Genomic DNA, 24,971 nt, shown 5'->3' on the forward strand with positions numbered 1-24,971 from the left:
TAGGGCCTGTCTTCGAACTCCCGCCCACGAGGGGGCGGGCGTTCGAAGACAGGCCCTAGAAGACAGGCCCTAGATGACGCACTGGTCCAGCTGCGTCTGGGGCTGACGGATGAGCTGGGCGGCGGTGGCCTTGTTCACCGCGTCGATGCGGGAAACCGCCCCCAGCTTCTCGAAGATGTTGCGCAGGTGCCGTTTGACGGTGCCCTCGCTGATCCCGAGCCTCCCGGCCACCTGCCGGTTGCTCAGGGCGCGCGCCACGTGTTCCAGGACGACGACCTCCCGGGGGGAGAGCCGGACCGCCTGCTCGGGTGCCTGCTCCATGGTGAGCGCGAAGATGCTCTGCCGGGACACCGACACCGTGACGTGGCGTTCGTCCTGCACGACGGTGCGGATCGCGGAGAACAGCACCTCCTGGGACACCTTCTTGTGCAGGAAGCCGCTCACCCCGAGGGAGAGCAGGTCCTGGACCAGGGCCGGGCTGTCGGACATGCTCAGGATGAGCAGCCTCGGATGCGGAGTGCGCTCCAGCAGGCTCCGGACCAGCTCCCGGATCCCGCTGTCCGGGACGGTCACGTCGAGGAGGACGATGTCGGGTCGGCGCGCGGAGACCACCTCGATCAGGTCGGCTCCGGTGCCGGTCTCGCCGACAACGGTCATATCGGGCTCTGCACGCAGCAGTTGGCAGAGTGCGTTGCGGAAGAGAGTATGGTCGGAGGCCGCGAGGATACGCACCGTATCGGCCCCGTGGATGTTGTGGTCTCTCTCCGAGAGATCACCCTGAGCACGTTCCCCCATGTGCGATCGAACCCCCCCCGTGGTCCTCAACCGGACTCAAGTGTAGTCGGATTCCCCATCGGTCGGTCACTAACGACCAACCGGCGCGGACGCGAGCGAACCGCCACGCCGACGGTGGAGCCGGGTGTCGCGACGGAGTTGCGCCGGGCCGTGGTGGTCCTGACCGGTGAGGATTTCCTGTTGGAGCTGCCAGATCTCCTGGGACGGTTCCAGGCCCAACTCGCGGTCGAGCAGGGTGCGCAGATCTGTGAGCGCGGACAGTGCGTCGCTCCGCCGGCCCGAGCGGTGCAGAGCGTCGATCAGCCGTGCGTGGTACCACTCGTTGAACGGGTGCGCGGCGACCAGGTCCTGCAACTCGGCGACGAGCTCCCGGTGCCGGCCGAGCCGCAGGTTGATCTCTATGTGCAACTCAAGAGCCTGGCTGCGGAGTTCCGAAAGACGACGAAGATGTCCTGCGATCAGCAGTCCCGGCTCGACGTCCGCGAGCGGTTCGTCGGACCGCCACAACGCCAGCGCCTGGTCGAGCCGGCCGCGGGCCTCGTCCACCCGGTTCTCGGCCAGCAGCACTCGGACCTGCGCCACCAGCCGGCTGAACCGGCTGACGTCGAGCTGGTCTTCGCGCAGTCGCAGCAGGTAGCCGGACGGCCGGGTGACGATCGGCGGCGGCGAGTCCGGATCGGCTTCGGCGAGTAACTGCCGCAGGTGGTACACGTGCGTGCGGACCGTGCTCAGCGCGGCACTCGGCGGATCGGCCGTCCACAGCTCCGAGATGAGCGCCTGCGTGCTCACCACCTGGTTGCACTGGAGCAGCAGCAGCGCCAGCACCTTGCGGACCTTCGGCCCACGCGGCGTGCAGTCACCCTGACTCCCTGTCAATTCAAGTGGCCCCAAGGCACCGTACGCGATCAATGGCCCCCCAACCAATAGATTCCACACGGCCGTTCGCATGCCGCGCGGTGTGAAGTTAGGCAGGCCGGACGCCCCTAGGCAAGAGTCGCGCTCCAAAGAAGGGGGTCGGGCATGCCACTTTCGAGGCATCCCCCCTCCCCCTTTGGGCGCGATCACCGCCAGGCGGCCGGAACATATGGCAAGCTGCACTATAGATAGTTGAACTACCTATTGGGGGCCCCGTGCTCGACCTGATGTTCGCCAAGGAGTTCCTCCGTTCCCACCGGCAGACCGGTGCGGTCGCGCCCAGCGGGGAGGCCCTGGCCCGCGCACTCACCCGGTACGTCCGTCCGGACCACCGGACCGGCACCCCCCGGGCGGTGCTGGAGGTGGGGCCCGGGACGGGGTCGGTCACCCGGCACATCGCGGCCCGGCTCGGCCCGCGGGACACCCTGGACCTGGTCGAGGCCAACCCCCGGTTCGCCTCCCGGCTGTCGGCCGCGCTGGTGGACGACCCGGCCCTGCGGCCCGCCGCCGACCGAATACGGGTGCACGCCGGGCTGATCCAGGAATGGCCGCTCGACCGGTACGACGCCATCGTGTGCGGGCTGCCGTTCGCCAACTTCGATCCGGACACCGTCCGGTCGATCCTCCGGGTGCTGCTCGGCGCGCTCGCCCCGGACGGGACGCTGTCCTTCTTCGCCTACGCCGGACTGCCCGCCTTACGCCGGTCGCTCACCACCGGCCGGGCGCACGCCCAGTCCGTCGCCGTCCAGGGCGTGCTGGCCGCCGTGCTGCGCGACCACCGCTTCCGGCACGAGTTCGTGCCCGCCAACCTGCCGCCGGCCAGGGTCCACCACCTGGCCGCCACACCGACCCGGGTCGTCGCCGCTGCGCTTTGATCCTGCTTGGACGGGCGGTTGAACCGCGGGGGACAGTCTTGGTCCGTGCACAAGACCGGCGCTACGGCGCGATCCCTCCGAGTTCCGCAGCAGAGGACGCAAGAGGCATGACGACAGACCTCGCCCCGACCGCCCCTCAGTTACCAGACACCCGGCTCGCCTTCGAACGGACCGTGGCGCGTTCGCTGGTCCACCGGTCCTCGGTCTCCGAGGTCTTCGTCACCGACGTGCGACCACAGTCCGACACCACGGTCCTGACCGGTGCGCAACTCCCGCTGAACCACGGATACTTCAGCGACCACCTGCAGAGCCCGCGGCTGTACGACGCGCTGCTGCTGCTGGAGGCGGGGCGGCAGGCCGGAATCGCCGGCTCGCACGCGCACATCGGCCTCAAGGCCGGGACGACGATGATCGTCGACTCGTTCACCCTCCGCCTGGAGAACCTTCCGGCGCTGCTGATCGGCGCCGATCCCGGTGAACTGACTGTCGAGACGGAGTACATCGGGCGGCGCCGACGGGCCGGCCGCTGGCGGAAGGGCACGATCGAGCAGTCCTTCCACATCGGCGGCGTACCGGTCGGCCGGCACGCCATGGACGCGCTGTTCGTCAACCCGCACGAGAACGAGATCCTCCGGCACGCCCAGCGCGGTACGCCCGCGCCGCTCACCTCGCAGTTCCCGGACACCGAGCCGGCCGGACACGCCGCTCCGCACCTGGTCGGCCGGGCGAATCCACTGAACGTGGTGCTGGCCGACCCGGCGGTGACAGGGCGGACGGCGACGGCGCTGGTGGCCCCGAGGTACGGCAACCGCTCGCTGTTCGACCACGACTACGACCACCTGCCCGCCTCCGTCCTGGTCGAGGCCGCGCGCCAGCTGGCGCTGCTGGCGGTCGGCGAGCACGCGGGTGCCGAGGCCCGGTCGAGGACCCACCTGGTCGGCATCGACGCCGCCTTCGCCCGGTTCGCCGAACTCGACCTGCCGGTTCATGCCGAACTCGCCCTGTCCGAAGCCGAATCGGGCCGCACGTCGGCCGAGGTTCGGTTCCGCCACGGCGCCGAGGAGATCGCCTCGATCACCGTCGCGCTGGCCGAGGTCCGCGAGCTGCCCGACGCACCGGTGGTCGGCTCCGACACCGCCACCTCGACCACAGAATAGGACGGGATCGTGATCAGTTCCGGCTCCACAGCGCAGTTCGCCGTCTGGACGGACTTCGGCGGTGTGCTGACCCCTCCGCTCGGCCACACCTTCCAGAAGTTCTGCACCACGACGCGGATCGACCCGGACGCGCTGATGAGCGCGCTCGGCAAGGTGTCGGCCCGCTACGGCACCGATGACTTCATGCTGCCCATCGACACCCCGCTGATCACCGAGGCCCAGTGGCTGCAGGAGATCGCCGAGGTCCTGCACGCCGAGCACGGCTACACCACGCAGCTCACCACGCTGGCCGACATCTGGTTCGACGGTCGTGAGACCAACCACGCCTGGGTCGCCCGGCTGGAGAAGCTGCGCTCGGCCGGGACGTTCGTCGGCATGCTCTCCAACATGCCGCCGGCCTGGGACGGGCACTGGCGCCGCATGGTCGACCCGAGCGCGCTCTTCGACGACGTCCTGCTCTCCTTCGAGGTCGGGCACCGCAAGCCGTCCCCCGGGATGTTCGCGCTGGCGGCCGAGCGTGCCGGGGTACCGGCCGAGCGCTGCGTACTCGTCGACGACCTGCCCCACAACTGCGCCGGGGCCCGCGAAGCCGGCTGGTCCGCCGTGCTGTTCACCGAGGCGGAGTCGGCCTCCGCGGAACTCGACTCGATCCTCGTCGGCTGATTCCCCCGGCACCGTACGTCCAGACAGGAGCACCAGTGACCCGTTCCGTTCTCATCACCGGCGGCAACAGAGGCATCGGGCTGGCCACCGCCCGCGCCTTCGCCGCCCAGGGCGACAAGGTGACCGTGACATACCGCTCCGGGGAACCTCCGGAGGGCCTGCACGGTGTGCGTTGTGACGTGACCGACCCGGAGTCGGTCAGGTCCGCGGTCGAGGAGGCCAGGATCCAGCACGGCCCGATCCAGGTCCTGGTGTCCAATGCGGGCATCACCCGGGACGAACTCCTGGTCGGCATGGCGGACGAGGACTTCCGGGCCGTGATCGAGACCAACTTCCTCGGCGCCGTGAGCGTCGCCAAGCAGGTCGTCCCCGACATGATCAAGGCCCGCTGGGGCCGCCTGATCTTCATGTCCTCGATGAGCGGCATGGCCGGAGCGCCGGGACAGACCAACTACGCCGCCTCGAAGGCGGCGCTGATCGGCTTCACCCGCTCGCTCGCCCGCGAGGTCGGCAGGCGCAAGATCACCGCCAACGTGGTCTCGCCCGGTCTGATCGAGACCGACATGGTCAAGGACGTGACCGACGCCCGGCGCGAGCACGTGCTCGCCCAGACCTCGCTCGGCCGACCCGGCACGGCGGAGGAGGTGGCCGGAGCGGTGCGCTTCCTCGCCAGTGACGACGCCTCCTACGTGACCGCGGCCATCATCCCGGTCACCGGCGGCCTGGGCGTCGGCCACTGAGGACGCCCGCCGAAGACTCCTGACGCCCCGTCAGGCCTGTTCCACCACACCACCCAAGGATCGAAGGAAAGGACGAGCATGCCCGAGAGCGTGCTGGAGATCGCCCACGAGATGGGCCGCATCTTCAACGACCTGGACGCGGACATCGCCCACAAGCTGGTCGCCCCCGAGTTCGTCGACTACGAGGCCCCGCCCGGCACCCCCGGCGGCCCGGACGGCTACCTCGGGACCGCGCGCTGGATGAACAGCGTGTTCGAGAACGCCAACTGGGAGCACCTGGACAGCTTCTCGGACGGCGACAAGGCGGTGATCCGGGTCCGGTTCACCGGCAAGCACGTCGGCAACTTCCTCGGCATCGAGGCGACCGGCCGCGACGTGAACGTGGAGCACATCCACATCTACCGCGTGGAGAACGGCCTCGTCGTCGAGCACTGGGCCTGCCGGCAGGACCTGTTCCTGCTCGCCCAGCTCGGCGCCGTCCAGATCCAGCTGCCGCCGACCGGCGACGCCGCGGCCCACTGACGCCGGGTTCCACGGGTCTGGCGCCGGCAGACGACCGCCGGCGCCAGACCCGTATGCGCCAGGCCCGTATGTGCCAGACCCGTATGTGCCAGGCCCGTATGCGCCAGGCCCGTGTGCGCCCGATCCGGACGGACGCGGATCAGGCCTCACCGACCATCGACCGGTACGAGGCGTCCTCGCGGGCGAGCTGGCGCACCGCGGCCATCAGCGGATCGCCCAGGACCGTCCCGAGGACGGCGCTCTCGACCTGGCTGTCGACGTCGGAGCGGCGGCCGATCGCGGCGAGTTCCGCAGCGGCGAGCCGTTCCGCGGCATCCGCGTAGTCGCCGAGGAGGGCGGCGAGGTCGTCCTGGCCGAGGTCGCGCGAGGTCGCCATGATCTGGATGACCGCCTGCCAGGCCGGATTGGTCGGCTTGACGTGCCAGCCCTTCTCGGCGACCAGCCCGGTCACCAGGTCCTCGGCGGCCTTCCAGTTGTCGTCATCGGACGCGGCCACCCGGGGGGTGATCGCCGACTGCGCCACGCCGAGCACGCCGTGCAGGGCACTGCCCGGTGAATCGATCGCGGCGAGCACCTCCCGCGCGGCCGTGACGGAGAGCTTGCCGACATCGAGCATCGCCCTGACCAACTTGAGCCGCTGGAGATGGACTTCGCCGTACTGGGCCTGGTTCGGGCTCGTCCTCTCGCCGCTGGGCAGCAGTCCCTCACGGAGGTAGTACTTGATCGTGGGCACCGTCACCCCACTCAGCCTGCTCAGTTCCCCGATGCGCATCGTCCCTCCCACTGCCGGTTGTGGATAGCTTACTTGTCCGTTTTTGCGGGCTACCAGCCGTTTGCGCCTTTCGATACATGCCGGTCAACACATGTCGGCCGCCCGCCGCGCGGACCGGGCCCCCGTCCGCGTCCGACCTCCCGCACTTGCACCCCGCCTTATGGATAGCGATAATGCCCATTATCCACGAATAGATAGTGCAGCTATCGATATCAGAGGGGAGCTGGGACATGGCTGGCAAAGGGCCCGGGGCGGCATGGGCGCTCGTGGCGACCTCCGTGCCGATGTTCATGGTGTCTCTGGACAACCTGGTGGTCACCAACGCCCTGGTGAACATGGCCAGGGACTTCAACGTCGGACAGTCCGACCTGCAGTGGGTGGTCAACGGCTACGTACTGGCCTTCGCCGGCCTGCTGCTGGCCGGCGCCGCGTTCGGCGACCGCTTCGGCCGGCGGCGGATCTTCAACTGGGGCATCGTGCTGTTCACCCTGGGCTCGGCCGCCTGCGGCCTGTCCGGCTCGGTGACCCAGTTGGTCGTCGCCCGGGTCGTGCAGGGCGCGGGTGCGGCGATGATCCTCCCGGTCTCGCTGACCCTGGCGGTGGCCGCGGTGCCGAAGGCGCGACGGGCGCTCGCGGTGGGCGTCTGGGGCGGCGTCAACGGACTCGGCATCGCCGTCGGCCCGATGGCCGGCGGCCTGGTCACCCAGGGGCTCGACTGGCACTGGATCTTCTGGATCAACGTCCCGGTCGGCATCGTGGCGGTGCCGCTCGCACTCTGGGCCGTCCAGGAGAGCAAGGGCCGCGACCGCACGCTCGACGTCGTCGGCATGGCCCTGATCACGGCCGCCGTGATCGGCGCCGTCTGGGGCACCGTCGGTGCGGCGGACCACGGCTGGGGCTCGGCCCGCACGGTGGTCGGCCTCGGCCTCGCGGCCGTCCTGCTGGTCGCCTTCGTGCTGTACGAACGGCGAACCGCGCAACCCCTGGTGCCGCTGGCGATGTACCGCATCCGCTCCTTCATGCTGAGCAACGCCGTCTCGCTCGCCATGTACTTCGGCGTGTTCGGCTCGATCTTCTTCCTCGCCCAGTTCATGCAGGGGCCGATGGGCTACTCGCCGTTCGGGGCCGGCCTGCGGACGCTGCCGTGGACCGCGGCGCCGATGGTCGTCGTCCCGATCGCCAGCCTGCTGGTGGGCAGGATCGGCGGCGGCGTCCTGCAGGCGGCGGGCTGCCTCCTCCAGGCGCTCGCCCTCGGCTGGATCGCCCTGGTGGTCGCCCCGGACATGTCCTACGGCGCCCTGGTACCGGCCCTGGTTCTGGCGGGCGTCGGCATGGGGCTGGTGTTCGCCGCCAACCCGGCCACGGTGATCAGCAGCGTGGCCGAGCACGAACACAACAAGGCGTCGGGGGTGAACAACACCATCCGCGAGTTCGGCGGCTCGCTCGGCATCGCCGTGCTGACCACGGTGTTCACCCACGGCTTCACCGACCGGCTCGCCAAGGGCTCCCACGACGCCGACCAGGCCTTCGTCCACGGTCTCCAGCAGGCCATCTGGGTCGGCGTGGCCGTCGTGCTGCTCGGCGCACTCGGAGGTCTGCTGATCCGCCGGCCGAGCCCGGCCGTCCAGCAGAACGCCGCGGTCGAAGTCCACCCGGTCGTCGCGGTCGACTGAGACCACGGCAGCCGTGAACCGAGGGCCATCGAACCGTCGATGGCCCTCTTCTTTCCATCGCCCGTCACACAACCATGAGGCACACCATGACACTTGTCCGCCCGGTCCGCATCGCAGCCGTGCTGCTCACCCTGGGCACCGTCGCGGTCGGCACACCGGCGTCGGCCGCGACGCAGGGCACCGCCCCGGTCCGACCCGCGCACCACCAGCAGGGTCCGGCGGCGATCTCCGCCCGGTCCGCCGACCTCTACCCGGAGAACACCGCCTGGGACCCGACCCGGGGCGTGTTCCTGGTCGGCTCCGCCCGCTACGGCACCATCTCGACGGTCGACCTGAACGGCAACGTCAAGGAGCTCGCTCCCGCCTTCGGCACCGTCTCCACGCTCGGCATCAAGGTCGACCGGCCGCGCGGCCGCTTCGTGGTCGCCTACACCGACTACTGGATCCGCCAGGCCACGAACCTCGACCAGCCGCCCACCTCCGGTGTGGCGATCTACGACCTCGCCTCCGGCCGGCTCCTCCAGCGGATACCGCTGTACACCGACGGCGGCGGCAGCTTCGCCGACGATCTGGCCGTCGACGACGACGGCGCCGTCTACGTGACCAATCCGGTCTCGGCGACCATCGTCCGCATCGACCCGGACGGCACGGTCAGTCCCTTCCTCACGGATCCGCGCTTCGCGAGCAACACGGTCGGCCCGAACGGCATCGTCTGGCGCGACGGTTACCTGATCATCGGGCTCTACGACAAGGGCGAGCTGTACCAGATCCCGACCGGGGTCCGGCACCCCCGCGCCCGTCAGATCAAGCTCCCGCTCAAGCTGATCGGCGCGGACGGCATCGCCCTGCGCCCGAACGGGGACCTGATCGTCACCACCAACTCGAACGGCCGGTCGGCGGGCGTCCAGGGCGGCGTCGACGCCGTGACCGTACTGCGCTCGCATGACGGATGGCGCAGCGCGAAGGTCGTCAAGCGGGTCGATCCCTGGCAGTACGCCGGCCCGACCGGCGCGGCCGTCACCCCCTACGGGGCCTACGTGCTCACCGGCCACCTCGACCGCCTGGGGCAGGAGACGACGCCGAGCTTCGACCTCAACCTGCTCTGAGCCGATCCGAGTCCGGTCGGGGACCGGCGGGGCGGCTGGTGCCGCCCCGCCGGTCCCCGGCTGCTCCGACCCGTACCCGGAGCACCCCATGCAGCGGCGCCCCGGGGTGGGGGAAATCCCGGGGCGCCGCCGTCTTTCTCTTCGGTGGTGGTCTGTCAGGGCCGGCGCACGACCAGCGCGCCGACGTTGCCGTCGTGACCGACGGAAGTGATCAGTGCGGTGGTCCCGCCCTGGCCGCTCTGCCAGAGCGCGAGCACCGCCGCGAGCTGAAGGGCACCGCCCGCGCTGTACGTCTCACCGAGAACCGCACCGGCCCGCACCGGTTCCGGCAGCCGTCCGAGCGCGGACCGGACACCGTGCTCCTCGCTGCCCTGCAGGCCGAGGTGGTGCGTCGCCCCCAGGGCGACGGTGTCCACCTCCTCGGGCCGCACGCCGCTGCGGTCGAGCGCGCGGGTGATGCACGCCGCCAGCCCTCCGGAGATCGTCCGGCCGTCACCGGCCGAGCTCGCCGACCCGCCGTGGTAGCCGACCTCGCAGGCCAGCAGGTGCGCCAGGGCCGGCCGCTCGCCGGGCTCCTCGACCACGAAGACCGCGCACCCCTCGCCGAGCGAGGCCTGGTCGCCCAGGGCGCCGGATGCCTGCCAGGCCCAGGCGGACGGGGCGTTGAGCTCCTCGGCCCCGCCGACCAGCAGCCGGTCGGCCCGGCCGACCGACATGGCGATCCGGGCGTGCCGGAAGGCGGACAGCGCGGCCGCCTGGCCGCCGGCCACCGTCGCGTTCAGCCCCTTGAGCTTGTTGCGGATCGCCACCTGGCCCGCGGCGCAGTTCATCACCGTGTTGGGGAACTCCGCCGGGTTGAGCAGGTACGGCTTGTCCCCCTCGTAGGACTGGCGCAGCAGCGAGGTGTGGCTGGACACACTGCCCGTGTTGGTCGCCAGCACCACGCCCGTACGGGTCCGCTGCTGGTCCGTCTCGGGCGCCCCGACCTCTTCCAGCGCCTGCTTGCAGGCGACCAGGGCGAGCGAGGTCAGCCGGTCGAGGTACCGGGTTCCCTTGCGGCCCAGGTGGTCGGCGATCCTGAAGTCCGGGACGGCGTGGATCACCCGGGGCGGGTAGTCCCCGACGCCGGGGCCGTCCGTGCCGGCCAGGGCCCCGCCCGGCCGCAGTGCCTCGGCGAGCGGAGCCAGGCCGTACCCGGCGGGAGAGACCACGCCGCAGCCGACCACGGCCAGCGGCGTCACGGCCGGCGGAGCCGACACGGCGGTCATGCGAGCCTCCCGAGGATGGTGATGACGTTGTTGCCGCCGAAGGCGAAGCCGTGGTTCTGCACGATCTCCACCTTCGCCGCCCGGCCCTGGCCGGGGACGCAGTCCACGCCCTCCCCCAGCGCCGGGTCGACCTGTTGCACGTTGGCCGTCGGCGGCAGGAAGCCCTCCTGCAGTGCCATGCAGCAGGCGATGGCCCCGAAACCGCTGGCCGCGCCCATGGTGTGCCCGAGCATCGACTTGATGGAGCTGATCGGGGGCATCCGGTCCCCGAACACCTCGCGGACCGCCTGCACCTCGGTGGCGTCATTGGTCGGGGTGCCGGTGCCGTGGGCGCAGATGTAGTCGATCTGCTCCGGGGCGACGCCCGCCTTGCGGTGGGCCGCCCGGATGCACTCCGCGATGCTGACCGCGTCCGGATGCACCATGTGCTCGGCGTCGCAGTTGGCCGCGTAGCCCAGCACCTCGGCGTAGATCTTCGCGCCGCGGGCCAGCGCGTGGTCGAGCGGCTCCAGCAGCAGCGCCGCCCCGCCCTCACCGGTCAGGATCCCGCTGCGGTTGGCGTCGAACGGCCGCGGCAGGTCCTCGGCCATCGCGCCCAGGGCGTAGAACCCCGCGTGGGTCAGCCGGTTGACCGCGTCGGCACCGCCCGCCAGCATGAAGTCGGCCTCGCCGCTGCGGACCATGTCGTACGCGTAGCCCAGCGCGTAGTTGCTGGCCGAGCACGCGGTCGGGATGGTCTGCGCATCGCCGGTCAGACCGAGCTCGCTGTTGACCGCGTTGGCGATCTGGCTCGCGGGGGCCTGCCGGACCAGCGCCGGGTCCAGGTTCTTGAGTCCGTCGACGACCCACTGCTCCGCCAGGTCCTGCACCACCCGCGACTCGCCGCTGGTGGTGCCGATGATGGAGCCGGACCGGGCGCCCGACAGGACCGCCGGGTCCAGCTCGGAGTCACGGACGGCGAGCCGGGCCGCGGCGGCGGCCAGCAGCGCGCTGCGCCCCCACTCGTCGGGGCGCAGCACGGAGAGGATCTCGGACGGCTCGAAGTCGTTCACTTCGCCGGCCCGCCGGCTCGGAAAGCCGGTGGTGTCGAAGCTGCGGATCTCCGCCGTCCCGTTTCGGCCTTCGCGGATCGCCGAGGTGAAGACGTCCACCCCGATTCCCACCGGGCTCACCGCGCCCAGCCCGGTGATGACGACCCTGCGCTCGGAGGGCTCAGGCACCCTTGCTCTCCCCGGCGTTCGCGTGCACGGCGCCGATCAGCAGCTCAAGGGAGGTCAGCTTGCCGAGCTCGGTCTTGGGGATGGCCACGCCGAGCTCCTTCTCGATGCGGGCCACCACCGTGATCAGCGAGAGCGAATCGGCCTCGTAGTCCTCGATGAAATGACCGCTGTCGGAGATCTCCGACTCCTCGAGCTCCAATTCCTCAAGGACGATTGCGGCCACCGCCGTGCGGTAGTCCACGTCCGACTCGGTGATCTGCAGAGCCATTTCCGTTCCCTCTCGAACTCGGAATCCATTGGCGGAACGGTGGCAAACGTACGGGCCCCACCAGGGCCGATCAAGGCCAATGTATCGAAAGTGGCAGAAGGCCTTCGGAGGTTTTATCCAGGTGCGATCCCCCTTTTAATTCACCTTGCAACAATGGCAGGCGACTCAATTCTGCACGGGAGAGAAAGGCTCGACATGACCCCGAGACGTGTCGCTTTGATGTTCCCCGGCCAGGGCTCCCAGCGGCCCGGAATGGGCCGGCCGTGGCTGGGCCGCCCGGGCTGGTCCCTGGTCGACCGGGCCGCCGAGGCCAGCGGCCGCGACGTGGCCGCCCTGCTGCTGGACGCGGAGGAGGACGAACTGCGGCGGACGGACAACGCCCAGCTCGCCACCTTCGTGCTGGAGTCGGTCATCCTCGGGGAACTGCGCGAGGAGATGGAGGCGGTACGGAACCCCGTGGCCTGCGCCGGGCACAGCCTGGGGGAGTTCACCGCGCTGACGGCCGCCGGCCTGATCGACTTCGACGACGCCGTCCGGCTGGTGGTGGCCCGCGGTGAGGCGATGCGCCGGGCGTGCGCGTCGGCGCCGGGCGTGATGAGCGCGGTGCTCGGCCTGGACGCCGAGCCGCTGGAGGCCGCGATCGCCGAGATCCGAACCGCCGGCGGCCTGGTCTGGGTGGCCAACCTCAACTCCCCGCAGCAGTCGGTGCTCTCCGGCTCCCCCGAAGGCGTAGCGCTCGGCGTCCGGGCCGCCGAGCAGCTCGGCGCGCTGCGCGTCGTCGACCTTCCGGTCGGAGGCGCCTTCCACACGCCGCTGATGCTCTCGGCCCTGAGCACCTTCGGCCGGGCGGTCGACGCGACCCGGTTCCACTCCTCGGGGATCCCGGTGGTGGCCAACGTGGACGCGGTGGCCTACGCCGACGGCGGCCACTGGCCGGACCTGACGAAGCAACAGATGATCAGCCCCGTACGGTGGTCCGACACCGTACGCGAGCTGACCGGGCCGCTGGGTTGCGACCTGCTGGTCGAGATCGGCCCGGGGCGGGCACTGGCGGGCATGGCCAAGGCCATCGCCCCCGGGGTCGAACGGATGTCGATCAGCGAGCCGGCCAAGCTCTCGCTCCTCGCCGCCTGAGCCCGTCCGGGGCGACGGAGGGCCCGCGTACGCACCGTAACCGCGGAGCCCACCGTCGAACCCGCACCGAACACGGCCCCCGGGCCCGCATCTCCCGTGCCCCACCGGACGTCCACCGGCTGATCCGCCGTCTGAGAGCATGGGTCGATGCGACCGCTGTACTCCGTTCCCCTCGGCTTCGCCGCCGCCGGCGCCGCCTGCCTCGCCTACTCCGTCGGGTACGAGGTGCGATCCTTCCGGCTCCGACGGGTCGAGGTCCCCGTCCTGCCGCGCGGTGCCAAGCCCATCCGGGTCCTGCAGGTGTCCGACATCCACATGGTGAGCGGGCAGGGCAAGAAGCAGCGCTGGCTGAAGAGCCTGGCCGGCCTGCGCCCCGACCTGGTGGTCAACACCGGCGACAACCTCTCCGACCCGCTCGGCGTCCCGGCCACCCTCGACGCGCTCGGGCCGCTCATGGAGTTCCCCGGCGTCTACGTCTTCGGCTCCAACGACTACTACGGCCCGGCCCGCAAGAACCCGGCCCGCTACCTCCAGGCCATGCGCAGCGGCGTCCACGGCATGAACAACCCGGACGGCACCGCCAGCCGCGGCATCACCGGCGCCGTCCACAACCCGTGGGAGAAGCTCCGCGACGGCTTCGACGCGGCCGGCTGGCTCGACCTCACCAACACCCGCGGCCGGCTCACCATCGGCGGCCTCGACCTGGAGTTCACCGGCCTCGACGACCCGCACATCCGGCGCGACCGCTACGCCGAGGTGGCCGGCGGCCCCTCCCCCGACGCCGACCTCTCCCTCGCCGTCGTCCACGCGCCCTACCTGCGCGTCCTCGACGCCTTCACCGCCGACCGCTACCCGCTGATCCTGGCCGGCCACACCCACGGCGGCCAGCTCTGCATCCCCTTCTACGGCGCCCTGGTCACCAACTGCGACCTCGACGCCCGCAGGGTCAAGGGCCTCTCCACCCACCAGGCCGGCGGCCACCGCTCCCACCTCCACGTCTCCGCCGGCTGCGGCACCAACCGCTACACCCCGGTCCGCTTCGCCTGCCCCCCGGAAGCCACCCTCCTCACCCTCACCCCAGCCCCCCGATGACCCCACCCGGACGCTCGCCGAGAACCGGATTTCGCGTCTCGGCGAGCGTCCGGTAGAGTTCTACTCGTTGCGACGGAGACAGAGCAACAAAACGCAAGACCGGGGTGTGGCGCAGCTTGGTAGCGCGCTTCGTTCGGGACGAAGAGGCCGTGGGTTCAAATCCCGCCACCCCGACCCAGTAGGACCAGCCCAGGGCCGGTCTCCCGCAAGGGAGACCGGCCCTGACTGGCTTTCCGGGGGCTCTCGGGAGAATCCCGGGAGAAAACCCCCCGGGAAACCTGTTCCCGGGAGCTACTGCTGAGGCCTCCTCAGCAGGGCGTCGAGAACCGCCACCGGCGGGCCGAACGGCGAACCGACCGGTCCGGCGGACTGCGGGCCAGGCCGTCGGCCGGACAACCGGATGAACTGCCGGGCGACCGTACGTTCGTGAGCGCCCCGAATTCGCCGGGCGGGTGGGTGGTACCCCACCCACCCGTTCCGTTCCCTCCCCCCGATCGGGTTGGATGGTCGGATGAGCGAGGAGAAGAGCGCCGTACCGGCGTGGGAGCAGCGGTTCAGGGCGGCCCGGGTCTCACTGCCCGACTGGGCCGAGGACGCCCCCGACCGGGCGCTGTACGTGTCCAACGCGACCGGCACCTACGAGGTGTACGCCTGGGACCGCGCGACCGGCGCCCACCGTCAGGTCACCGACCGCCCGAACGGCACCACCGACGCCGAGCTGTCCCCGGACGGCGCCTCGGTCTGGTGGTTCGACGACCACGACGGCGACGAGTTCGGCGTCTGGCGCCGCCAGCCCTTCGCGGGCGGCCCGGACGAGGAGGCCGTGCCCGGCCTCGCCCCCTCCTACTCGGCCGGTCTGGCCCTCGGCCGCGACGGCACGGTGGTCGTCGGCCGCTCCACCGACGAGGACGGCACCACCCTGCACCTGCGCCGCCCCGGCGCCACCGAGCCGGTCGAGATCTACCGGCACGCCGAGTACGGCGGCGTCGGCGACCTCAGCCACGACGGCACCCTGCTCGCGATCGACCACACCGAGCACGGCGACGCGATGCACTCCGCGATCCGCGTCGTCCGCATCACCGGGGACGGCCCGGTCGTGACCGTCGCCGAGCTGGACGAGGTGACCGGCCGGGAGGAGCCCCGCGGCGTCGCCTGCCTGGGCTTCGCCCCGGTCGAGGGCGACACCCGCCTGCTGGTCGCCCACCAGCGCACCGGCCGCTGGGAGCCGATGATCTGGGACGTCGCCACCGGCGCCGAGACCGCCCTCCCGCTGCGCGACGAGCAGGGCCGCGAGCTGCCCGGCGACGTGTCCGCGCAGTGGCGCCCGGGCGCCGGGGAGCTGCTGGTCGAGCACGAGTACGAGGCGCGCAGCGAGCTGTTCTCGTACTCGCTCGCGGACGGCCGGCTGACCCGGCTGGAGACCCCGCGCGGCACCGTCGGCGGCGCCACCGCCCGTCCGGACGGCACCGTCGAGTACCTGTGGTCCTCCGCCGCCGAGCCGTCCGCCGTCCGCTCGACCGCCGGGACGGTCGTGCTGCGGGCGCCCGGCCCGGTGCCGCCCGCCTCGGTGCCGGTCGAGGACGTCTGGGTGGACGGGCCCGGCGGGCGGGTGCACGCCCTGGTGCAGCGTCCGGCGGGCGCCGCTCCGGGGCCGTACCCGACCGTGTTCGAGATCCACGGCGGCCCGACCCACCACGACAGCGACTCCTTCGCGGCCGGCCCGGCCGCCTGGCTGGACCACGGCTTCGCGGTGGTCCGGGTCAACTACCGCGGCTCGACCGGCTACGGCCAGGCCTGGACGGACGCGCTGCACGAGCGGGTCGGCCTGATCGAGCTGGAGGACATCGCCGCCGTGCGGGAGTGGGCGGTCACCAACGGGCTCGCGGACCCGGAGCGGCTGGTGCTCACCGGCGGCAGCTGGGGCGGCTACCTGACCCTGCTCGGCATCGGCGTGCAGCCCGGGAACTGGTCGATCGGCGTCGCCGCCGTGCCGGTCGCGGACTACCACACCGCGTACGCCGACGAGATGGAGGCGCTCAAGTCGCTGGACCGCACGCTCTTCGGCGGCACCCCGGAGGAGGTCCCGGAGCGCTTCACCGCCTCCTCGCCGCTGACCCACGTCGAGCAGGTGCGGGTGCCGGTGTACATCAGCGCCGGGGTCAACGACCCCCGCTGCCCGATCCGGCAGATCGAGAACTACGTCGAGCGGCTGGAGCGGCTCGGCAAGCCGCACGAGGTGTACCGGTACGACGCCGGGCACGGCTCGCTGGTGGTGGAGGAGCGGATCAAGCAGCTGCGGCTGGAGATCGACTTCGTCCGGCGCCACCTCGGCCTTCCGGGCGGGACCGCCGGAGGCGCCGAGTGAGGCGTCGCCTGACGCTCGCGGGGGCGGCGGTGGCCGGGGCCCTGGTGCTCACCGGCTGCTCCGGCTCGCACCGGGACGAGGCGGCCTGCCCGCCCCCGGCCGGTCCGGCGGTGGTGCCGAGCCCCTCGGCCGCCGTGCCGACGCCCGGCCACCCGACGCCCCCGGCGGGCACGGTCCCGTCGACGGGCGGAGTGCCCGCGGTGCCGCTCGCCACGGCGACCAGGTCGAGCGCGGTGGGTGCGGGGACGACCGTCGTACGGGTGGCGCACCAGCCGGAGGGGGAGCAGGACGGGGAGCAGGCCGCCAAGGGGGCGGGCGGTTCCAAGGGCTCGGGCGGCTCAGGGTCCAAGGGATCGGGCGGCTCGGGCAGCTCGGGCGGCTCGAAGGGTGGTCGCACCGTGCACCACCACATCGACCACTACGACTCGGAGGACGGCAACGGCGGCCGCGGCCACTGCCACGGCGGGGCACAGCCCCTGTCCGGCGAGACGTCGACGCCGTTCGGCGGCCAGACCCCGACCGCCCCGACCCCGACGCAGGCCCCCGCACCGACGCAGGCACCGACCCCGACGCAGGTGCCGGCCCCGGCCGCACCCCCGGCCAAGCAACCACCCGCGCCCGGCAAGCCCACCGCCCGCTAGCGCGGCCGCGCCGCGAGGCCGGCTCAGTCCAGGACCGGGTCCAGTCCCAGGGCCCGGTCCTGCTCCGCCTCCGCCTCGCGGCGCACCAGCCGGAACCACATGAAGATCACGAAGCCGGCGAAGACGAACCACTCCAGCGTGTAGCCCAGGTTCTGGAACGCCCGCAGGGTGAGCCCGTCCCCGCCCTGCGGCTGGACGGTCGGTACGGCGGTCAGCCCGGCGGGCACCTGGTCGGCGGCCACCCAGCCGTCGTACCAGCCGTCGTACTCAAGGACGTTCAGCAGCGAGGCCCGGTTGATCATGCCGAGCTGCCCGGCGGGCAGACCGCCCGCGACGGCGCCGTTGCTGCCCACCGACTCGTTGGCCTGGAGCCGCCCGGTCACCGTCACCGGCCCGGTCGGCGCCGGCTCGGCCGCTCCGGACGGGGAGCCGGCCGCCCAGCCCCGCACCACGGCGACGGCGTGTCCGTCGGCGGTGCGCAGCGGGGTGAGCACGTAGTAGCCCTGCTTGCCGTCCAGCACCCGGTTGGGGACGATCAGTTGGTGCTCGGTGTCGTAGCTGCCGGTGACCGAGACCGGCCTGCCGACGGTCTCCGTGGTCACCTGTGGGCTGGCCGGGGAGAGCAGCGCGTCGATCGGTCGGGCTTCACCCGATGCGGTGAGCGACTGCTTGGTCTCCTGGTGCGTGGTGACGCGGTCCTCGAACCGGCCGAGCTGCCAGGAGCCCAGCCAGACGCAGACCGCCACGGCCGCCACGGCCAATGCGGTGCCGCCCAGCCAGCGCGGAGTCAGGAGGAACCGGTACACACCCCCCACGGTAACCACTCCTCACACCGGCCCGGACCACTGGGTCCGCCGGGGAGGCGCGCGCCCGCCCGCTCACCCCGTCGTGGGCGCCCCCGTCTGCGGCGCGGCCGCGCCCACCGGCTGCACGCCGCCCCGGTAGAACGTCCCCCCGCAGCCGACCGGCAGCGAGGCCGTCGCGGCGGCCGGGCTGCCCGGGGCCGGGGTGTGCGCGATGGTGGCGGTCGCCGCCGGGCCGGTGGGGTTGGTGGTCGCGGTGGCCGTCGGGCTGGGCTCCGTGGTGGGCCCGGCCGTGGGCGAGGAGCTGGGCTGCGGGTTGGCGCTCGGGGCCTCGGTGGCGCCGGAGGCGGGGACGCCCGTGGTGGACGGGGCCTGGGTGGTCAGGGACACCTGGTTGGCGCCGGTGGGCGGGCTGGTCACGGTGCCGCCCGAGGTGCAGCCCTGGTCCGGGATCCACGCGAACGGCACCCGGTACCCCGCCTGCGGCGCGAGCACCGGCGGTTCGGCGTCCATCGCGGGCAGGCTGCCGCCCACCGGGTCGCCGGGCGTGTGGTCGGCCGTACGGACACGGCCGCGGTCGGTGCCGCTGACCGAGGTGACGGCCACCGCGCCCGGCCCGCCGAGGCGGCAGCTGCGGCCGGAGACGTTGTACACCGTGAAGGCGCCGTAGATCCGCCCCTGCGCGTCCGCCGTGCCGACCTGCGCACTGCCCTGCCCGAGGTCCGTCCGGGTGCACAGCGGGACGATCCCGCCGTCCGCGGTGCCGGGGGTCCCGGTGGGCGCGGTGGTTCCGCTGGTGGGCGCGGCGTCCGCGCCGGGGCTGGGCGAGGCGGCGGCGGTGGTCGGGGGCGCGGTGCCCCCGGTGCCGCTCGGGCTGGGGGGCGGGGCGGAGCCCGTCCCGCTGGCGCTGCCGGTCACCGTACCGCTGGGCGAGGTGGGGGCGGCACTCCTGGCCTCCGCCGAGCCGGGCCCGCCGGAGAGCCCGAAGCGGTCCCCCTCGTGCAGGACGGGCACCGCGATCGCGACGGCCGCCGCCAGCGCCAGCACGCCGGTCAGGGCGCCGCGCCGGGCGGCCCGCCGACGGGGTACGGCCTGCCGGATGCGGGGCAGGCCGCCGGGCTCGGGCTGGATCCCGGCCACCGCGCCGTGCATGAGTTCGCGCAGCGCCCGTTCCTCGGACGAGAGCCCCGAGAGGTCGTCGCCCCCGGGCCGCTGCCAGGCGTCGTCAGCCATGACCGGCCTCCATCTGGGTCCGGAGGGCGGCGAGTCCGCGTGAGCCGTAGGCCTTCACCGAGCCGAGCGAGATGCCCAGGGTCTCGGCGACCTGCGCCTCCGTCATGTCCACGAAGTAACGCAGCACCAGAACCTCCCGCTGACGGCGTTGCAGACCCTTCAACGCGGCCTTCAACTGGTCGCGCTCCAGGGCATCGTAAGCACCTTCTTCTGCACTGGCCATGTCAGGCATGGGCTTCGGCAGCAGTCTCAGGCCCAGGATGCGGCGACGCAGCGTGGAGCGCGACAGGTTCACCACCGTCTGCCGCAGGTAGGCCAGGGTCTTCTCGGGCTCGCGCACCCGGCGCCGGGCGGCGTGCACCCGGATGAAGGCCTCCTGCACGACGTCCTCGCAGGTGGAGAGGTCGTCCAGGAGCAGCGCGGCGAGCCGCAGCAGCGAACGGTAGTGCGCCTGGTAGGTCTCGGTGAGCAGGTCCTCGCTGGTACCCGCGTCGGTACCGGCGCCGGAGTCCGCCGCACCGGGTGCGGCCGCCGTCATCTGGTCGTCTTCCGGCCTACTCGGAGACCAGGGGACGCGCGGCGGTAAGGACACCGCGGCTCTCGCCGGGATGCCCGCCCCTGCCCCCACCATCACGTTCGCCACGCACGTTGGACACTCGATCCCCTGTCATGGTTGCCCAGCCCGGGGCCCATTCTTCCGCATCGGTGGAAGAGGCCTCCACGGGATTCCGGACAGATTGTGTCGAGGAGCGGGCACAGGTCCGGACGACCGGTGCGCACTCCATGGGCGCGCGGGGGTCAACGGGCGGGGACAGCGGGCGGGAACACCCGGTGGGAACAGCGAGCGGGAACGACGGGCGGGAACTCGCAGTCCCGGGACTACTCCTCCCCCACCGTCAGCTCACCGGCCACCAGCTCGGCGATCTGCAGCAGGTTCAGCGCGGCGCCCTTGCGCAGGTTGTCGCCGCAGAGGAAGAGGTCGAGCGCGTCCGGCTCGTCCAGCGCCCGGCGCACCCGCCCGACCCAGACCGGGTCGGTGCCGACCGCATCGTTCGGGGTGGGGAACTCCCCGGACGCCGGATCGTCGTAGAGCACCACTCCGGGCGTCTCCCGCAGGATGTCCTGCGCGTGCTCCTGGCTGACCTCGCGTTCGAAGCGCGCGTGCACCACCAGCGCGTGGGTCCGGACGACCGGGATGCGGACACAGGTCGCGGAGACCCTCAGCGCGGGCAGGCCGAGGATCCGGCGCGCCTCGTCGCGCAGGCCGAGCTCCTGGGCGGACCAGCCGCCCTCGCGCAGGCCGCCGGTCCAGGGCACGGCGTTGAGGGCGAGCGGGGCGGCGAACGGCCCGTGGTCGGCGACCACCGCGCGCAGGTCGCCGGTCTGCCGGCCGACCTCGGTGCCGGCCACCAGCGCGGTCTGCTCGCGCAGCGCGGCCACGCCCTCGCGGCCCGCGCCGCTGGCGGCCTGGTAGGTGGCGACGACGAGCTGCTCCAGCCCGTACTCGGCGTGCAGCGCGCCGACCGCCGCGGTCAGCGCGAGCGTGGTGCCGGCCGGGCTGGCCACGATGCCGCGCGGACGGATCCGCAGCGCTGCCGCGTTGACCTCGGGGACGACCAGCGGCACGTCGTCGGAGGTCCGGAAGGCGGCCGAGTCGTCGACCACCACGACGCCCTTGGCCGCCGCGATCGGCGCCCACTGGGCGGAGACCTCGTCGGGGACGGCGAACACGGCGACGTCGATCCCCTCGAAGGCCTCCTCCGCCAGCGGGACGACCCCGACCGCCTCCCCGCGGACGACCGGCGCGCGGCCGGCCGAGCGGGGGGAGGCGACGAGTCGGACCTCGCCCCAGACGTCCTGGCGGAGGGAGAGCAGACCGAGCAGCACCTCGCCGACCGCGCCGGTGGCGCCGACGACGGCGAGGTTCGGACGCCGGGTCGTCACCCGGTGCCCCCGCCCGGCTCCCGGGTCATCGCCCGGTGCCGCCGTAGACGACGGCCTCGTCCGTCTCGCTGTCCAGCCCGAAGGCGCTGTGGACGGCGCGGACGGCCTCCGGCACGTCGTCGGCGCGGGTGACCACCGAGATGCGGATCTCCGAGGTGGAGATCAGCTCGATGTTGACGCCTGCGGCGGACAGCGCCTCGAAGAACGTGGCGGTGACGCCCGGGTTGGAGCGCATGCCTGCGCCGACCAGCGAGATCTTGCCGATCGCGTCGTCGTAGCGCAGCGACTCGTAGCCGATGCCCTCCTTGACCCGGCCGAGTGCGTCGATGGCCTTCTGGCCCTCGGTCTTGGGCAGGGTGAAGGAGATGTCGGTCAGACCGGTCGACGCGGCGGAGACGTTCTGCACCACCATGTCGATGTTGACCTCGGCGTCGGCGATGGCGCGGAAGATGCGCGCCGCCTCGCCCGGCTTGTCGGGCACGCCGACGACGGTGACCTTGGCCTCGGACGTGTCGTGGGCGACTCCGGAGATGATGGCCTGCTCCATCTCGCCCCCTTCGGGCTTGTGCGGGTTGTCGTTGCTGACGATCGTCCCGGGAAGACCCGAGAAGGACGAGCGTACGTGAATCGGGATGTTGTAGCGACGGGCGTACTCAACACACCGATCGAGCAACACCTTGGACCCGGACGAGGCCAGCTCCAGCATGTCCTCGTAGGCGATCCAGTCGATCTTGCGGGCCTTCTTCACCACGCGCGGGTCGGCGGTGAACACGCCGTCCACGTCGGTGTAGATCTCGCAGACCTCGGCCTTGAGCGCGGCCGCGAGGGCGACCGCGGTGGTGTCCGAGCCGCCGCGGCCCAGGGTGGTGATGTCCTTGCTGGTCTGGGACACACCCTGGAAGCCGGCCACGATCGCGATGTTGCCCTCGTCCAGGGCGGTGCGGATGCGGCCCGGCGTCACGTCGATGATGCGCGCCTTGTTGTGGACGGAGTCCGTGATGACACCGGCCTGGCTGCCCGTGAAGGACTGCGCCTCGTGCCCCAGGGATTTGATCGCCATGGCCAGCAGCGCCATGGAGATGCGCTCTCCAGCGGTCAGCAGCATGTCGAACTCACGGCCGGCAGGAAGCGGTGACACCTGCTCCGCGAGTTCGATGAGCTCGTCCGTCGTGTCGCCCATCGCGGACACCACGACGACGACCTCATGGCCGGCCTTCTTGGCATCAACGATTCGGCGGGCTACGCGCTTGATGCCTGCGGCATCCGCAACGGATGAGCCGCCGTACTTCTGCACGACAAGGCCCACGTGCGCTCCTCGACTTGTGTCGTTTTCCGGGGGCGACAGGCCCCCGTACCCCCCGGGGGAGAGGGGGGTGCGGTCTGCGTCAGTCTACCGAGCAGGGGTCCCGTGACCGGCGCTTTCCATATGATGAGACGGACGTTTCAGCACGTGGTCGGCGGTACGGGCCCCTCCGCCGACAGGGTCTGCGGGCAATTCGGTAACGCTCCGAAGAATCAGCGGATCGGAGCACGGCGAATCGGCCGGATTTCTTTTCCGCGCGGATTGCTGAGGCATTCGTCACAATCCGCCGCGCGGCCGGCCCCGGGTGAGCGGAATATCCGCCACCGGGGCCCGCTGCCACCTGCCGGCTACCGCCCGAGACCGAGCTCGGCCGCCATCAGGTCCCCGGCCTGCTGCTCCAGCTGCTCGTCGGTGAGCCCGTCGTCGTCGGTGTCCGCGCCGTCCGGCACCGCGCCGATCGGGCTGTCCAGCCGGACGTGGGCGATCAGCGACTGCAGCGCCCGCAGCACCGCCGTGCAGGTCGTGCCCCAGTTGGAGAGGTACGAGAACTGCCACCACCACAGCGCCTCGCTGACCCGGCCCTCGCGGTAGTGGGTCAGGCCGTGCTGGAGCTCGCTGACCACGCCGGCCAGGTCGTCCGAGATCCGGAAGGCGTTCGGCTTCTCCGGCGGACCGTACGGGTCGAAGACCTCGTGGTAGACGTCGATCGGCGCGAGCAGCACGGCCAGGCGCTCGCGCAGCTGCTCGCCGTCCGGCTCCGGCCCGGCGTCGGGTTCGAAGCGGTCGTCCGGGACGACGTCCTCGATCGCGCCGAGCCGACCGCCGGCCAGCAGCAGCTGCGACACCTCCAGGAGCAGCAGCGAGACCGCGCTGCCCGGTTCGTCGCCCTTGGCGACCTCGGTGACGGCGAGCACGAAGCTCCCCACCGAGTCGGCGATCTGCACGGCGAAGTCGTCCGGCTCGGAGCCGTGGCCGTGGGGCTGCTGGTTGATCGTCCGGTCAGACATCGAGCAGTCGTCTCCCTTCGAAGGCGCGGCCGAGGGTGACCTCGTCCGCGTACTCCAGGTCCCCTCCGACGGGCAGACCGCTCGCCAGACGGGTCACCTTCAGGCCCATCGGCTTGCAGAGCCGGGCCAGATAGGTGGCGGTCGCCTCCCCCTCCAGGTTGGGGTCGGTGGCCAGGATCAGCTCGGTGACCGTGCCGTCCGCGAGGCGTGCGAGCAGCTCGCGGATGCGCAGGTCGTCCGGGCCGACGCCCTCGATGGGGCTGATCGCGCCGCCCAGCACGTGGTAGCGGCCGCGGAACTCGCGGGTGCGCTCGATGGCGACGACGTCCTTGGACTCCTCGACCACGCAGATGACGCCGAGGTCGCGGCGGGGGTCCAGGCAGACCCGGCACTGCTCGGCCTCCGCGACGTTGCCGCAGACCGCGCAGAAGCGGACCTTGTCCTTGACCTCCAGCAGCGCGTGCGCGAGGCGGCGCACGTCGATCGGGTCGGCCTGCAGCACGTGGAAGGCGATCCGCTGGGCGCTCTTGGGCCCGACGCCGGGCAGCCTGCCCAGTTCGTCGATCAGGTCCTGAACCACGCCCTCGTACAACGTCGCGCCTTCCCTCGGATGGTCGGTGGTGCTCCGGTGCCATCATCCAACGAATCGGGCGCCGGACACACCGCCCGACGCCCGACTCCCACAGAAATCACATGGGTCAATCGTCTGAACTTCAGACCATCGGACCACTCCTGGGCTGCCTGTACGGCGTCCGAGGCCCCTCCGGCGGGCCCTGGGGGCCTGGAAGGCGCCCAGGAAGCCCGTCCGGCTCCAGAACGGCAGACTCCAGAACGGCAGGCTCTAGAACGGCAGACCGGGGATGCCGCCGCCCAGACCCTGGGTGAGCGGGCCCATCCGTTCGGACTGCATCTTCTGCGCGGCCTGGTTGGCGTCCCTGACGGCCGCCAGGATCAGGTCGGCCAGGGTCTCGGTGTCCTCCGGGTCGACCGCGGCCGGGGCGATGGTCAGCGCCACCAGCTCACCGGCACCCGTCACCGTGGCCTCGACCAGGCCGCCGCCCGCCGTACCGTTCACCTTCGTCTCGGCCAGCTCCTGCTGGGCCTTCGCGAGATCCTGCTGCATCTTCTGCGCCTGCTTGAGCAGCTGCTGCATGTTGGGCTGACCACCACCGGGGAACACGGCTCACTCCTTGCTGTCACGGCTGTCGTGCGGTTCTTCGATCGTCACCGCTGAGCCTACGGCGTCACTCAGTTGCCACGGTGGTGGATCTCCTCCAGCACCGTGGCGCCCAGCTCGCGGATGATCAGCTCCTGGCCGGAGAACGCGTCCTCGTTGAGGTCCGGGTCGTCCTCCTCCGGGATGTCGTCCTCCGGGGCCACCGACCGCACCGGCCGGGCCGGGGTCGGCGGGGCCTGCACCGGCGCGGGGGCCGGAGCCGGCTGGGCGGCCTGCGGCTGCGGCACGGGTGCTGCGA

25 protein-coding genes, 1 tRNA gene and 1 pseudogene are annotated in these 24,971 nt (G+C 71.9%); 12 read left to right on the forward strand and 15 right to left on the reverse strand.

The genetic code is table 11. The annotated features are described in order from the left end of the window. Window positions 1–69 precede the first annotated feature (69 nt). Entirely contained in the window at window positions 70–795 is a 726-nt protein-coding gene (locus RZ50_RS18395; protein WP_196952012.1) for a response regulator transcription factor, read from the reverse strand. 69 nt (window positions 796–864) lie between these two features. Then, entirely contained in the window at window positions 865–1,833 is a 969-nt protein-coding gene (locus tag RZ50_RS18400) for an AfsR/SARP family transcriptional regulator (RefSeq protein ID WP_308271822.1), read from the reverse strand. Window positions 1,834–1,925: 92 nt separating this feature from the next. Here RZ50_RS18400 and RZ50_RS18405 point away from each other — a divergent pair, with 92 nt between their 5' ends. The 5 genes from RZ50_RS18405 to RZ50_RS18425 all read left to right on the forward strand — a co-directional run bounded on the left by RZ50_RS18405 (window position 1,926) and on the right by RZ50_RS18425 (window position 5,667). After that, a complete protein-coding gene (locus tag RZ50_RS18405) occupies window positions 1,926–2,585 on the forward strand; it encodes a methyltransferase (protein ID WP_308271749.1) in 660 nt (219 codons plus the stop codon). Window positions 2,586–2,692: 107 nt separating this feature from the next. Then, window positions 2,693–3,742, forward strand: coding sequence for an AfsA-related hotdog domain-containing protein (locus tag RZ50_RS18410; protein ID WP_196952014.1), 1,050 nt, complete (start codon window positions 2,693–2,695; stop codon window positions 3,740–3,742). A 9-nt stretch (window positions 3,743–3,751) separates the two neighbouring features. Then, on the forward strand, window positions 3,752–4,405 hold the full coding sequence (locus RZ50_RS18415; RefSeq protein WP_308271751.1) for an HAD family phosphatase: 654 nt from the start codon (window positions 3,752–3,754) through the stop codon (window positions 4,403–4,405). Between the two features lie 35 nt (window positions 4,406–4,440). Then, the gene (gene fabG, locus RZ50_RS18420; RefSeq protein ID WP_196952015.1) at window positions 4,441–5,145 is read left to right on the forward strand and encodes a 3-oxoacyl-ACP reductase FabG; all 705 of its coding nucleotides are present in this window, start codon (window positions 4,441–4,443) and stop codon (window positions 5,143–5,145) included. A 78-nt stretch (window positions 5,146–5,223) separates the two neighbouring features. Further along, window positions 5,224–5,667, forward strand: coding sequence for an ester cyclase (locus RZ50_RS18425; RefSeq protein ID WP_196952016.1), 444 nt, complete (start codon window positions 5,224–5,226; stop codon window positions 5,665–5,667). Window positions 5,668–5,806: 139 nt separating this feature from the next. Here the strand turns inward: RZ50_RS18425 and RZ50_RS18430 are convergent, their stop codons facing one another. Next, window positions 5,807–6,406, reverse strand: coding sequence for a MerR family transcriptional regulator (locus tag RZ50_RS18430; protein WP_308271752.1), 600 nt, complete (start codon window positions 6,404–6,406; stop codon window positions 5,807–5,809). A 263-nt stretch (window positions 6,407–6,669) separates the two neighbouring features. On the opposite strand from RZ50_RS18430, the gene RZ50_RS18435 reads away from it, so the two are divergent. After that, window positions 6,670–8,112 carry an MFS transporter gene (locus RZ50_RS18435; RefSeq protein WP_196952018.1) on the forward strand — a complete coding sequence of 481 codons (1,443 nt, stop codon included), beginning with the start codon at window positions 6,670–6,672 and terminating at the stop codon, window positions 8,110–8,112. An 86-nt stretch (window positions 8,113–8,198) separates the two neighbouring features. Next, a complete protein-coding gene (locus RZ50_RS18440; RefSeq protein WP_196952019.1) occupies window positions 8,199–9,218 on the forward strand; it encodes a hypothetical protein in 1,020 nt (339 codons plus the stop codon). A gap of 155 nt (window positions 9,219–9,373) precedes the next feature. Here RZ50_RS18440 and RZ50_RS18445 read toward each other — a convergent pair whose 3' ends face one another. From RZ50_RS18445 to RZ50_RS18455, 3 genes are read right to left on the reverse strand one after another with little or no spacing between them, the layout of a single operon-like run. Next, the gene (locus tag RZ50_RS18445) at window positions 9,374–10,486 is read right to left on the reverse strand and encodes a beta-ketoacyl synthase N-terminal-like domain-containing protein (RefSeq protein WP_196952020.1); all 1,113 of its coding nucleotides are present in this window, start codon (window positions 10,484–10,486) and stop codon (window positions 9,374–9,376) included. Further along, window positions 10,483–11,706, reverse strand: a complete 1,224-nt coding sequence (locus RZ50_RS18450; protein WP_196952021.1) for a beta-ketoacyl synthase — start codon at window positions 11,704–11,706, stop codon at window positions 10,483–10,485. The genes RZ50_RS18445 and RZ50_RS18450 overlap by 4 nt, the downstream gene beginning before the upstream one ends. Then, window positions 11,699–11,974 carry an acyl carrier protein gene (locus tag RZ50_RS18455; protein ID WP_196952022.1) on the reverse strand — a complete coding sequence of 92 codons (276 nt, stop codon included), beginning with the start codon at window positions 11,972–11,974 and terminating at the stop codon, window positions 11,699–11,701. The genes RZ50_RS18450 and RZ50_RS18455 overlap by 8 nt, the downstream gene beginning before the upstream one ends. 195 nt (window positions 11,975–12,169) lie before the next feature. Between RZ50_RS18455 and RZ50_RS18460 the strand changes: the two genes are divergently transcribed. The 5 genes from RZ50_RS18460 (at window position 12,170) to RZ50_RS18480 (ending at window position 17,206) form a co-directional block, all read left to right on the forward strand. Then, a complete protein-coding gene (locus RZ50_RS18460; RefSeq protein ID WP_196952023.1) occupies window positions 12,170–13,108 on the forward strand; it encodes an ACP S-malonyltransferase in 939 nt (312 codons plus the stop codon). 147 nt (window positions 13,109–13,255) lie between these two features. Next, entirely contained in the window at window positions 13,256–14,200 is a 945-nt protein-coding gene (locus RZ50_RS18465) for a metallophosphoesterase (protein ID WP_196952024.1), read from the forward strand. A gap of 100 nt (window positions 14,201–14,300) precedes the next feature. Continuing rightward, window positions 14,301–14,374, forward strand: a tRNA-Pro gene (locus RZ50_RS18470). Window positions 14,375–14,711: 337 nt separating this feature from the next. Next, window positions 14,712–16,565, forward strand: a complete 1,854-nt coding sequence (locus RZ50_RS18475) for a prolyl oligopeptidase family serine peptidase (RefSeq protein ID WP_196952025.1) — start codon at window positions 14,712–14,714, stop codon at window positions 16,563–16,565. Then, complete coding sequence (locus RZ50_RS18480; RefSeq protein ID WP_196952026.1) at window positions 16,562–17,206, forward strand: hypothetical protein; 645 nt, start codon at window positions 16,562–16,564, stop codon at window positions 17,204–17,206. Before RZ50_RS18475 ends, RZ50_RS18480 begins: the two co-directional genes overlap by 4 nt. Before the next feature lie 23 nt (window positions 17,207–17,229). Here RZ50_RS18480 and RZ50_RS18485 read toward each other — a convergent pair whose 3' ends face one another. The 9 genes and pseudogenes from RZ50_RS18485 to RZ50_RS18525 form a co-directional block, all read right to left on the reverse strand. Continuing rightward, entirely contained in the window at window positions 17,230–18,012 is a 783-nt protein-coding gene (locus RZ50_RS18485) for an SURF1 family protein (protein WP_196952027.1), read from the reverse strand. Window positions 18,013–18,084: 72 nt separating this feature from the next. Beyond that, window positions 18,085–19,242 carry a hypothetical protein gene (locus RZ50_RS18490; protein WP_196952028.1) on the reverse strand — a complete coding sequence of 386 codons (1,158 nt, stop codon included), beginning with the start codon at window positions 19,240–19,242 and terminating at the stop codon, window positions 18,085–18,087. Beyond that, entirely contained in the window at window positions 19,235–19,780 is a 546-nt protein-coding gene (locus tag RZ50_RS18495) for a SigE family RNA polymerase sigma factor (protein WP_254802531.1), read from the reverse strand. The genes RZ50_RS18490 and RZ50_RS18495 overlap by 8 nt, the downstream gene beginning before the upstream one ends. 341 nt (window positions 19,781–20,121) lie before the next feature. Next, window positions 20,122–21,186: an aspartate-semialdehyde dehydrogenase gene (locus tag RZ50_RS18500; RefSeq protein WP_196952029.1), complete on the reverse strand. Its 1,065-nt coding sequence runs from the start codon at window positions 21,184–21,186 to the stop codon at window positions 20,122–20,124. Between the two features lie 25 nt (window positions 21,187–21,211). Further along, window positions 21,212–22,492, reverse strand: coding sequence for an aspartate kinase (locus RZ50_RS18505; RefSeq protein WP_196952030.1), 1,281 nt, complete (start codon window positions 22,490–22,492; stop codon window positions 21,212–21,214). Between the two features lie 344 nt (window positions 22,493–22,836). Next, on the reverse strand, window positions 22,837–23,496 hold the full coding sequence (locus RZ50_RS18510) for a DUF5063 domain-containing protein (protein WP_196952031.1): 660 nt from the start codon (window positions 23,494–23,496) through the stop codon (window positions 22,837–22,839). After that, entirely contained in the window at window positions 23,489–24,088 is a 600-nt protein-coding gene (recR, locus tag RZ50_RS18515) for a recombination mediator RecR (protein ID WP_196952032.1), read from the reverse strand. The genes RZ50_RS18510 and recR overlap by 8 nt, the downstream gene beginning before the upstream one ends. Before the next feature lie 249 nt (window positions 24,089–24,337). Then, window positions 24,338–24,676 carry a YbaB/EbfC family nucleoid-associated protein gene (locus tag RZ50_RS18520; RefSeq protein WP_196952033.1) on the reverse strand — a complete coding sequence of 113 codons (339 nt, stop codon included), beginning with the start codon at window positions 24,674–24,676 and terminating at the stop codon, window positions 24,338–24,340. 68 nt (window positions 24,677–24,744) lie between these two features. Further along, window positions 24,745–24,971, reverse strand: a pseudogene (locus tag RZ50_RS18525) (DNA polymerase III subunit gamma/tau); the annotation flags it as partial.

This window comes from Kitasatospora sp. SUK 42 (assembly GCF_015776785.2).
In the GTDB taxonomy this organism is placed as follows: domain Bacteria; phylum Actinomycetota; class Actinomycetes; order Streptomycetales; family Streptomycetaceae; genus Kitasatospora.